We start from the raw sequence: 10,080 nt of genomic DNA on the forward strand, positions 1-10,080 counted from the left end.
CAGAGGAGGCTGGTCCGCTCGATCGGCGTTGAAATGCTGATCGTTCTAGCGATCTTCGGCGTTGCCGCCGGTTGGCGCTTCACGCCGCCGCCGCGCGCCCTGGCGATCGCAGCAGCGCAGCCGGCATCGATCCATATCCACACGCCGAAGGCGATGGCCGACCTCAGCATCACGCCCGGCCATGTTGGGCCGGTTGCGGCGTCTATCGTCATCATGACCGGCGATTTCGGCCCGCTCGACGCTGAGCAAGTGACGCTGGTGCTGTCAAAACCCGATGCCGGCATCGAGCCGATCAAGCGCGCCGCAAGAAAGCGCGGCGATGGTACCTGGCGTGTCGACGATCTCGTCGTCCCGGTCCCGGGCCGATGGACGGCGCGGCTCGATATTCTCGTCTCGGATTTCGAGATCGTGAAGATAGAGGCGCCGATCGATATCAGGCGATGAGGACCAGCCGGCAGTCTGCGCAACACATTTCGGCGAGGCGGTTGACGCGGCCTTGAAGGCCCGTCATTCATTTCGGCAAGATTGGCATCTCGACAAGAATGGCATCCCAAGAAGAACGGGCGTCGCTACAAATCGCGGCCTCAACAAAAGATCCGAAAGCAGGGAAGAAACGATGGAAAAAGCCGAAATCGGCCTGATCGGCCTTGGCACGATGGGCTCCAACCTGGCGCTCAACATCGCCGAGAAGGGGCACCGCATAGCCGTCTTCAACCGCACCGCCGCACGCACCGACGCCTTTGTCGAGAATGCCGGCGCGCTGAAGAACATGGTGGTGCCCTGCTACAGCCTGGAGGAACTCGCCGCCGCCATCCGGCCGCCGCGTCCGATCATCATCATGGTGCTGGCCGGCAAACCGGTCGATGAGCAGATTGCGGCGCTGCGCGGCGTGCTGTCGGCCAACGATATCGTCATCGATGCCGGCAACGCCAATTTCCGCGACACGATGCGGCGCTTCTCCGAGCTTTCCGATTCGGGGCTGACCTTCATCGGCATGGGCGTGTCCGGCGGCGAGGAGGGTGCGCGCCACGGACCGTCGATCATGGTAGGCGGCACGGAAGAGTCCTGGAAACGCGTCGAAAAGGTGCTGACCGCCATTTCGGCCAAGTTCAGGGATGAGCCCTGTGCCGCATGGCTTGGCACAGATGGCGCCGGGCATTTCGTCAAGACCATCCACAACGGCATCGAATATGCCGACATGCAGATGATCGCCGAGATCTACGGCATCTTGCGTGACGGCTTAAGCATGGGGCCGAAGGAGATCGCACAGGTGTTTGCCGGCTGGAACAAGGGCCGGCTCAACTCCTATCTGATCGAGATCACCGCCAAGGTGCTGGCCGCCGACGATCCGAAGACCGGCAAGCCGATGGTCGACATCATCCTCGACCGCGCCGGCCAGAAGGGCACCGGCAAATGGTCGGTCATCGAGGCGCAGCAGCTCGGCATTCCGGCCACAGCGATCGAGGCGGCGGTGGCGGCGCGCGTCTTGTCGTCGATCAAGGACGAGCGCCTGATCGCCGAAAATGCCTATGGCAATGGCGGCGTGACCAAGATTTCCGGAGACAAGGACGCGCTTCTCAGGGATCTCGAACTGGCGCTGTTCGCCGGCAAGATCGCCGCCTACGCGCAGGGCTTCGCGGTGATGGCAGGCGCATCGAAGGAGTTTGATTGGAACCTGCCGATGCCGACCATCGCCAAGATCTGGCGGGCCGGCTGCATCATCCGCTCGCAAATGCTGGACACGATGGCGGAAGCCTTCGGCGCGGGAGGCGGCACGACCAATCTCCTGATGGCGCCGGCCTTCATCACGATGATGCAGGAGGCGCATCCGTCGCTCAGGCGCATCGTGGCGCGCGCGTCCGAAGCCGGTTCGCCGGTGCCGGCACTGTCGTCCGCGCTTGCCTATTTCGACAGCTATCGCCAGGGCCGCGGCACCTCGAACCTGATCCAGGCACAACGCGATTTCTTCGGGGCGCACGGCTTCGAACGCATCGACGGGCCGGGCGCATTCCATGGCCCGTGGGGGAGCGGAGCGGCGGGTTAGCCCCGCGACTTGGACCTAGAGTCCAATTTTGCGGTTGCCAGAAAGCAGACATCTCCAGCGACCAACTGGGTGTCGGGTCGCGCCAGGAACCTGCTATGCCGGTAGAGACGATTGACGGTCTCATCGGTATCGGCGGAGCCGCGAATCTGTGGTAAGCCGCCGCTCAACCAACCAAAGGACGACACCTGTGAGCGAACCGACCGTGGCCCAGGCGACCGAAAGTATCTATGCCTCGCTGTGGGCGGACAATGCCGACATCGACGCACATATCGCGACGCTTAAGGCGGCGCTGACACGAGAAGGGATAAAACAGGCGGTGTTCGATCCGACCAAGTTGGCGCAGAACAACCGCTCGGGCCGCAAGTTGATGCAGGCCTATTTTCGGCAGCGCGGCGTGAGCGTGAGGTTTTCGGACTAGTAGAGCCGCGCGCGGGTGATCTCAAGCGCGCCGTTGGGAGTTCTCGGGCCGGTCCGGCGGTTCGCCATCTGGACGTCGGGACTGCGCCGAAGTCGGCCGTTTGGTCGATGTTGGACTTTGTCTTAAAGCAGACATCACCTAGGCGCGTACCAACTAGGTCTTCGAAAAGTCGGCCGCATCCCCTGACAAGACTACGAATCGAAACTGACTTGGTATCGATCAGCTCCGCGCTTCGATGGCTGATCGCCAAGACGTTAGCTGCTGCGTAGATTCCGTTTGCATTTCGCCAAACAATAACCTGACCGAGATCCGGCGTCTGACTGTCCGATGTAAAATCGTAGGGACTGATATTCACCAGTTGGTATCGTCCGCGCCATAGTCTTAGGGACGATCTCAGATCCGCAAGCCGTGAACGTGCCCATTAAGCGGCTAGATCGTTAAACTTCCTGATGAAGGCACCCTGGAGCGATGCGTCGGCCGTCAACGCCAAGCCGTAATCGTTGATGTAGCCTTCGATAGTGGCCTGGAAGCTATCACGATAGATGATTTTCTTTTTACAATCGACGGGAACTGCGCCGGTAACCCAAATAATCCAGCCGTCCTTCGTTCTCGCCTCGTGCAGGAGCGCACAGCGAACATTGATGTAAAAATCTCCTGCGTCCCCTTCCGAAAATAGCTTGTCGAAAGGTGCGGTCTGGAACAGGAAATCGACAAAAAGTTTGCGGCTGTTTTGATATTCGTGCGGAGACTGAGCGTTCTTGTGCCTATATTTTTTCCCAGCACGCGTCGCCGCAAGAAACTCGATCAGCGCACACTGAATCGAAACGATGGTGAAGCCTTCGCCTTCCCATCTGCCTTTATCTCGCAGCATCCCTATAGGCCCGAGATAACGGCTCTGCAGTCTGGCGAGAAGATAGGTGTTGAAGGCTTCAGCCCAAACATTGGCATCGCCGCCGGGCACGAGAAGCTTGGCAAATTTAATCCAATCATTTTTCGTCTTGCCGGGAGCGATAAACTCGGACCGAGCGCTGGCAGCGGCAGCTGTTTGGCTCAAGGCTGATCTCCTGACTGGCCGCTCAAGCGCTCATGCACCGTCATGGCCGCTACACGCAGCTCTTGTAAGAGAACCGCGCCTCGGAGCCGTCTATCCGCAATACCCAAAAACACTTAGTTCCATAGTCGGCCGACCGCACATCAAAGCTGCGTATGCCCGGCCCTATCTTGGTTCTGGCCTCAGGGTGACGTTTCAGCGCTTCTGCGAGAAATGCCCCGTCAGCCGCGCTTACAGCATCCCCCGGACGATAGCGATTGAGCATGACCTTCATGAATGCCAGCGCATCTGTCTTCCGTTCAAATTGGTGCCCTGCGATCTCAATGGGTTGTGCATTCGCCATCGACGTCTCCTAGGCTTGCTTAGAGCCATCGACCTTGCGCGGAAGAAAACCCAGCGTTCCTTGCTCTCGCGTAGAATGTCTCCCGACAAACAGCTCTGGCCTTATGCCAGGCCAGGGCATTGCCGTGGCAAGGATGATCTGGTGCTCGACGGGCGCCCGGTCAGAAATCTCGATAACCTGCTTCTGGAAGTTATGGCTTCGTGCCTGCTCAATCCCCTTGTCATCAGTGATATCGATCATAAGGAATCGAGGGTGGCGGAACTGCCGATCATAAAGGGCCGCCTTGAGGAAGCCGACCAGAAACGCGGCCTTCAGCACAACGCGGGAGCTGGCAGAGAAATAGGTATGCTCGTCTACCGTGATCGTGTTTTTCGCGAAGGAGAATAGCACATGCTCCGGGTTCTCGAAGGAATCCTGGCGTTTCAGATCGCCACGGAGTATTTCGATGATGTTCTTTTCAATACTGGCCTTTGCGGTCCGAAGGCGATCGGTCTGGCTAAGTTGGAGGCCACTGATGCGAGTTCCTAGCGCCTGAATGTCCTGATCCAGCTGCGATTTTCTGGCTGATAGATCGCCGATTTTGTTGGCAAGTTTCACTTGCGCTTCTATGTCCTCGATCGATTTGTCAATGTAACCAAGCCTTCGCTGCATCCCACGAATTTCCTCGCGAGCTTTCGATGTTGGCACCGAACTGAGATCGGCCAGCTCCTTTGCCTTAAGCCGCCAAGCTGCTTGCAGTGCGTTTAGTTGAACCTGATGGGTTTTGAGACGCTCGGCTCTGATGTCCTGCAGCCGCTCGGACTGTTTTACTTGTATCGAAAGCTCGTTTATTATCCCGACGACCCGCTCTCGCCCACGTTCAGTGTCGAGCGGCGCCTTGCAGAGATGACACGCTTCAACGTTATGGTCATGATCAATGACCTCAGCATAACACGCCGGGCACGTTCCAAAGCGAACAGTGCCGACGACTTCGGCGGCAAGGTCAGCGTCGCGCAAAGCCTCAAGACGTGCGTTTAGGGTTTTTATAAATGCAGCTGAATCCGAGAGCTCGAATTCCACGGAATCCACGTCGGCCTGCTTCTGGCCGATGTCCACCTGCAGCTTCTGTACCTGCTTGTAGACTTCCCTTTGAGCATGAAGTGTAATCTTGTCGGACGACTGACTGGAATAGAACCCTTCCTCGGCTACCACGAGCTGGGCTGAGACAGCATCCCGCTCTTCGACCAACCCTTTGCGGCGTTGCTCGATCCAGTCGAGCGTCATGCTTTCGTCGCCACCACCAACGACCCTGAATATGCTTTTTAACTCAGCGGAGACGTCTGTAAATTCGCGTTCCTTCGTTCGTTTCAGCTGTTGCAGTTCGTAGATTTCAGTGTCGAACGCACCGCATAGCAGGTTGCCTACAGCCTCACGCAGGTTCTCAGGGTCGTAACCCTCAAACCGGAAAAGGCTCTCGGTCGGCGAGAGCTGATCGGCGTACAGAAGGCGGAGAATCTGATGAATAGTGATGCTGGACGTGCCTTCCACGGCGACGTCCGGCATGTCGAGAAGGCGATAGATTGCCTGAGAGAAACTCTCCTGATTCTTTGAGCGAGCGTAGGAGTATCGATGCCACGCCTCGATTGGAGCCGAAACAGCTTGCTCATAGCGCCCGCCGAAGATTTCCATCGCAGACTGTGATGAGACATCGATCTGACGGCGAAGGACGGCCGGATTGCCATTGAACTCCGCCTCCAGCCACACATGCTCACACAACAGTGCATGCTCACTCCAAGCCGAGCGGTCGAGATCGCCCCCTAGCCCAAAGAAAACAAAGTTCATGATCGTCGATTTGCCCGAGGAGTTGTCTCCGCGGATAACGTTGACGCCCGTATGAAACGCCTCGTCGTATAGGATCAAGGCTCCGCGCTTCACGATGAGGCGCTTAACGATGAGACAGGGATCATACCGAGTCATATCGGTACTCCAAAAGCCCTGTTCTATCCTTCAGTCCGTCACGGCCTCCGAGAGGGTAACGCGCCTTAATCTGGCACAGGATGTCGACGACATCTTTCATGCGGGTGTTCAGTTCTGAACAGCGCACCTTCACCGTTGCCGGAAGCGCATCGGTAGTGAATTTAACCTCGTTCGAGTCCCATGCATCGGAAGCGAGGTGGCCACTGTGGACGAGGCTGGCAGCCGCCGCCCTTTGGAAAGGTTCCATCCGGGCAAAAATGGTGCTGTCGTCCGGCATCGCGCCGTATGGAGCCTGGTCTTCATAGGATCTGCTTATCTTTCTCCAGCCCGTATCGCTCGAGAAAAGCTTCATCGCTTGAAGCCGGAATGGGAAGAGAAGATAAAAGTCCAAGATGCGCAAAGTGTCGAACGGCAATTTGGCGCCGATATCGCAAGCGAGATGCAGTCTCAGGAATCTGAAGACTGCATGGTAGGGGTCAAAGGCCTCGTTGTACGTGAGCTGCGTCATGCCGCCACCGCGCTCTGATGCCACTTGATGAAACACTGTTCCGCCAGCCAGTACACCATTCCCTGAACGAGGTTATGGTTCACCGACATCAGATCGCCGCCGCATTCTTCAACAATTGGATTCACAATGCGGTCGATCACAAGAGCATTTATTTCTTCGAGATTCCTCTTCGGAATTTGACTATAAATCACCTGAGTAAACTCGTTCTCGGCCCTGGCGAGGATGTGAACAAAAATCTGCTGAGCCGATGAATATAGAGACCACCTCTCCAGCAGCTTCGCGAACATTTCTTTCTTCTCGATTGCCTCATCATAGTAATCAAAGCGCCCGCTCGCTTTGAGTTTGGCTTCGAGTCCGTCAATCCCATCGGCGGCACGGCGGGTATGGTATCGCGCCAACTCGTCCATAGTCGTCTGGGTCTGTTCGTTGCAGTCGTACTGCTCCTTCAATTTGAGAAGCAGTTTTTCGACCAAACCCTTTTAAGGTTCGAAGTTGTAGTAGTCACGACCTGCAATGTTACCGCCTGCTTGGGCGCCTTGCTGGTTGGAAATCGTGCTTTCTTGGTCCGCGATGTTCATGGATGTGATATCGTGCCGTCAGCAAGCTAGCGCTTGTCCCGGCCTACAATGTCTCCACCGGCACGCGCATCGGACTGGTCGGTCGCCGTACCATGGCGGTCAGCGCGCACGTTCTTGGTGAAATGGAAGGTCAGCAGAGAGCCGCCAATCGTGCCTGCAAGCAAACCGCCAAGAAAATTCCAAATATCAAAAGCCATTTGATTCCCCCAATATCCGATCCCTAACAACGTTTGCCCGCCTTTTTGCTTCCTTGCAACAGTTTAGGGTTGTGCACCGCATCACCGTAGTAGTCGCGGGAGGGCGTCGGGAACCCTTCATGTGCGCAAAATGAACCGGCGGCAGGGTTCAATGGCGTGACATGTTTCGACGGCTATCGTGTCCATGCTGCTGAAAGCTGCCCGGTTCCGGCCCCAAGTTGCCAGTCAGCAGCGCGCATTTTGCAGCCAAGTGGAACACTTGGCGTGGCAGAAATGCGGCTAAGGCAAATAGATGGAGCCCAGTTCAATTTGAACGTATCCCGCTCTAGTCGAGACGGCGATAGGCCAGAACCTCGGTCGGCACGCTCAGGCTCTGCAGTGAGCCGGGGGCAGCGCCGCCGATCCAGCCCAGCACGGAGCGGGCGAGCTCTGCGCCGGCCAGTCGGAAGTTCTCGTTGACGACCAGCAATTCCCTGCGGAACAGATGCAGCAGGTCCGACGACTGCTTGGACACCACGTCGACGTCCCGGCCGAGCTTGAGGCCGGCGTCCTCGATGCCGGCGACGATGGCGAGTGTCGCGGCGGCGGCGCTGCTGACGAAGCCATCCGGCCTGACGTCGCGGCGCATCACCTGCGCGGTCCTCATCCTGATCTGCTCGATCGAGTGGTCGATCGAAACGGTGTTGAACGGGATCTCGCTGGCACCGACCTCGCTCAGTGCATCGGTAAAGCCGTTCAGCGCATGGCGGTGATAGGTCAGCTCGACTGGCGGTGCCAGCAGAGCCAGCCTGCGGCGGCCGATGCCGGCCAGGTGGCGTACAGCCTCGGTCGCGAACGCGTAGTTGTCGAAATCATGGTAGGGGTGAATCAGCCCCATATCGGTGCGGCCGTGTGTGGCAAAGGGGATACCACGCTCCAGCAGGTAACGGGCCCTGGGGTCATTCGGCTGGGTGCGCGAAATGATGACGCCATCGGCGGAGCCGGTTTCTACCAGATAGCGTATCGGGTCCAGGGGATCCTGCGAGCGTGAATAGGGTGTGACGATCAGGTGATAGGGCGTGTCGGCGATGACTTCCGAAACGCCGTAAATGATGTCCGAGACAAAGCTCATGATCTCGTGCTCGGTGTTGAGCACGAGACTGATGACGTTGGTCTTTCCGGTCCGCAGGCGCACGCCGGCACGGTTGGGGCGGTAGCCGATCTGCTTGGCGACGAGCTGGACGCGCCGCCTGGTCTCGGCGCCGATTTCGGGCGCGTCCTTCAGCGCCCGCGACACGGTGGTGACGCCCAGCCCGGTCATGAAGGCAAGCGTCTTCAGCGTCGGCCGGCCCTGCCCTGACGCCTCGTCGTCCTTTTCCGTTTGATGTCTGTCCATTCACCCCGCCCGTCAGGCGCATAGCAGTTGCCGTGCAGGCCTGCAATCGGCGGATTGCGGCTCGCCCGCGACTCTCCGCCTGATGAAACACCCTATATACTGAAACGTTACAGATTGTCACTTGCCATCGCGCAGCGGTTTGGGGCAGGTGCTCTGCACGAGCGACATTCCATTCGAGGCAAAGTCGTTGGACGTCGGCAAGGGCCTGCCAGCGAAACAGAATTTTGCCGAATTTCATGCATTGCAGCATCATTTTTGCACTGCAACCTGTCTTGCTGCGGTGCAATGGCCGGCAATTGGCACGCGGATTTGTTCGCGGCTCGAAAAAATCTCGAGCCGCTCGTCTTTCGGGGTTGCACCCCAAACGCAATTGCCGTATCGAAAATCTGTAACGTTTCAGATTCTGGGAGGAGCCGAAATGCAATACCAATTCATGACCGCTGCGCTAGCGGTGACAACCGCGCTGCAATTCGCCGGCCCGGCGGCAGCGACGGATCTGGAAGTCACCCATTGGTGGACTTCGGGCGGCGAGGCGGCGGCGGTCGCCGAATTCGCCAAGGCGTTCGACGCGACAGGTAATCATTGGGTCGACGGCGCTATTGCCGGCTCCGGCGGCACGGCGCGGCCGATCATGATCAGCCGCATCACCGGCGGCGACCCCATGGGCGCCACCCAGTTCAACCACGGCCGGCAGGCGGAAGAGTTGGTGCAGGCCGGTCTGATGCGCGACTTGACCGATCTCGCCACCAGGGACAAATGGACGGAAATCGTGCAGCCGAAGAGCCTGCTCGACGGCTGTACCCTCGACGGCAAGATCTATTGCGTGCCGGTCAACATTCACTCCTGGCAGTGGCTGTGGCTGTCGAACGCGGCCTTCGAAAAGGCCGGTGTGCCGGTGCCGAAGAATTGGAATGAGTTTGTTGCAGCCGCCCCTGCTCTGGAGAAGGCAGGCATTATACCGCTCGCGGTCGGCGGGCAGCCCTGGCAATCCTCGGGCGCCTTTGATGTGCTGCTTACGGCGGTCGGCGGCACGGACACTTTCTTGAAAGTCTATCGCGACAAGGACGCCGAATTCGCCGCCGGACCCGAGGTCGCCAAGGTGTTCAAGGCCGCGGACGATGCCCGCAAGATGGCGAAGAACACCAATGTGCAGGACTGGAACCAGGCCACCAATCTCGTCATCTCCGGCAAGGCCGGCGGCCAGATCATGGGCGACTGGGCGCAGGGCGAGTTCCAGGTTGCCGGCCAGGCCGCCGGCAAGGACTATACGTGTCTTCCCGGCCTCGGCCTGAACGAGGTCATCGCCACCGGCGGCGATGCCTTCTACTTCCCGCTGCTGCAGGACGCTGAAAAGTCCAAGGCGCAGGAAGTGCTGGCCCAAGTGCTGCTCGATCCCAAGACGCAGGTCGCCTTCAACCTCAAGAAGGGTTCGCTGCCGGTGCGCGGCGATATCGACCTCAAGGCGGCGAACGACTGCATGAAGAAGGGGCTCGACATCCTCGCCAAGGGCAGCATCATGCCCTGGACGGACCAGCTGCTGTCGCAGGACACCCAAAAGCAGAAGGAGGACCTTTTCTCCGAGTTCTTCGCCAAGCCGGACATGACCGTGG

At 58.6% G+C, this 10,080-nt stretch carries 10 protein-coding genes and 1 pseudogene; 4 read left to right on the forward strand and 7 right to left on the reverse strand.

Annotated elements, in window-relative coordinates:
• From E5W87_RS18305 to E5W87_RS18315, 3 genes and pseudogenes are all read left to right on the forward strand, one after another.
• Positions 1-444, forward strand: a pseudogene (locus tag E5W87_RS18305) (copper resistance protein CopC); the annotation flags it as partial.
• 172 nt (positions 445-616) lie between these two features.
• Entirely contained in the window at positions 617-2,044 is a 1,428-nt protein-coding gene (gene gndA / locus E5W87_RS18310) for an NADP-dependent phosphogluconate dehydrogenase (protein ID WP_292400339.1), read from the forward strand.
• A gap of 187 nt (positions 2,045-2,231) precedes the next feature.
• Complete coding sequence (locus E5W87_RS18315) at positions 2,232-2,462, forward strand: hypothetical protein (protein ID WP_292400342.1); 231 nt, start codon at positions 2,232-2,234, stop codon at positions 2,460-2,462.
• 421 nt (positions 2,463-2,883) lie between these two features.
• Here E5W87_RS18315 and E5W87_RS18320 read toward each other — a convergent pair whose 3' ends face one another.
• The 7 genes from E5W87_RS18320 to E5W87_RS18350 all read right to left on the reverse strand — a co-directional run bounded on the left by E5W87_RS18320 (position 2,884) and on the right by E5W87_RS18350 (position 8,470).
• Positions 2,884-3,516 carry a hypothetical protein gene (locus E5W87_RS18320; RefSeq protein WP_292400344.1) on the reverse strand — a complete coding sequence of 211 codons (633 nt, stop codon included), beginning with the start codon at positions 3,514-3,516 and terminating at the stop codon, positions 2,884-2,886.
• Between the two features lie 49 nt (positions 3,517-3,565).
• On the reverse strand, positions 3,566-3,856 hold the full coding sequence (locus E5W87_RS18325) for a DCL family protein (protein WP_292400347.1): 291 nt from the start codon (positions 3,854-3,856) through the stop codon (positions 3,566-3,568).
• A gap of 9 nt (positions 3,857-3,865) precedes the next feature.
• Positions 3,866-5,812: an AAA family ATPase gene (locus E5W87_RS18330; RefSeq protein ID WP_292400351.1), complete on the reverse strand. Its 1,947-nt coding sequence runs from the start codon at positions 5,810-5,812 to the stop codon at positions 3,866-3,868.
• Positions 5,799-6,320, reverse strand: coding sequence for an ABC-three component system middle component 5 (locus E5W87_RS18335; RefSeq protein ID WP_292400354.1), 522 nt, complete (start codon positions 6,318-6,320; stop codon positions 5,799-5,801). The genes E5W87_RS18330 and E5W87_RS18335 overlap by 14 nt, the downstream gene beginning before the upstream one ends.
• The gene (locus tag E5W87_RS18340) at positions 6,317-6,793 is read right to left on the reverse strand and encodes an ABC-three component system protein (protein ID WP_292400357.1); all 477 of its coding nucleotides are present in this window, start codon (positions 6,791-6,793) and stop codon (positions 6,317-6,319) included. The genes E5W87_RS18335 and E5W87_RS18340 overlap by 4 nt, the downstream gene beginning before the upstream one ends.
• Before the next feature lie 131 nt (positions 6,794-6,924).
• Positions 6,925-7,095 carry a hypothetical protein gene (locus tag E5W87_RS18345; protein ID WP_164897904.1) on the reverse strand — a complete coding sequence of 57 codons (171 nt, stop codon included), beginning with the start codon at positions 7,093-7,095 and terminating at the stop codon, positions 6,925-6,927.
• A gap of 325 nt (positions 7,096-7,420) precedes the next feature.
• Positions 7,421-8,470 carry a LacI family transcriptional regulator gene (locus E5W87_RS18350; RefSeq protein ID WP_292400360.1) on the reverse strand — a complete coding sequence of 350 codons (1,050 nt, stop codon included), beginning with the start codon at positions 8,468-8,470 and terminating at the stop codon, positions 7,421-7,423.
• Between the two features lie 418 nt (positions 8,471-8,888).
• Here E5W87_RS18350 and E5W87_RS18355 point away from each other — a divergent pair.
• Positions 8,889-10,080: ABC transporter substrate-binding protein (locus E5W87_RS18355; protein WP_292400363.1), on the forward strand; the 1,192-nt coding region annotated here is incomplete at its 3' end.

The sequence above is a fragment of the Mesorhizobium sp. genome (assembly GCF_004962925.1).
GTDB lineage: Bacteria > Pseudomonadota > Alphaproteobacteria > Rhizobiales > Rhizobiaceae > Mesorhizobium.

Coding starts and splice junctions, on each gene's coding strand:
- gndA (WP_292400339.1), top strand. CDS start 617: ATGGAAAAAGCCGAAATCGGCCTGATCGGCCTTGGCACGATGGGCTCC.
- E5W87_RS18325 (WP_292400347.1), bottom strand. CDS start 3,856: ATGGCGAATGCACAACCCATTGAGATCGCAGGGCACCAATTTGAACGG.
- E5W87_RS18330 (WP_292400351.1), bottom strand. CDS start 5,812: ATGACTCGGTATGATCCCTGTCTCATCGTTAAGCGCCTCATCGTGAAG.
- E5W87_RS18335 (WP_292400354.1), bottom strand. CDS start 6,320: ATGACGCAGCTCACGTACAACGAGGCCTTTGACCCCTACCATGCAGTC.
- E5W87_RS18345 (WP_164897904.1), bottom strand. CDS start 7,095: ATGGCTTTTGATATTTGGAATTTTCTTGGCGGTTTGCTTGCAGGCACG.
- E5W87_RS18350 (WP_292400360.1), bottom strand. CDS start 8,470: ATGGACAGACATCAAACGGAAAAGGACGACGAGGCGTCAGGGCAGGGC.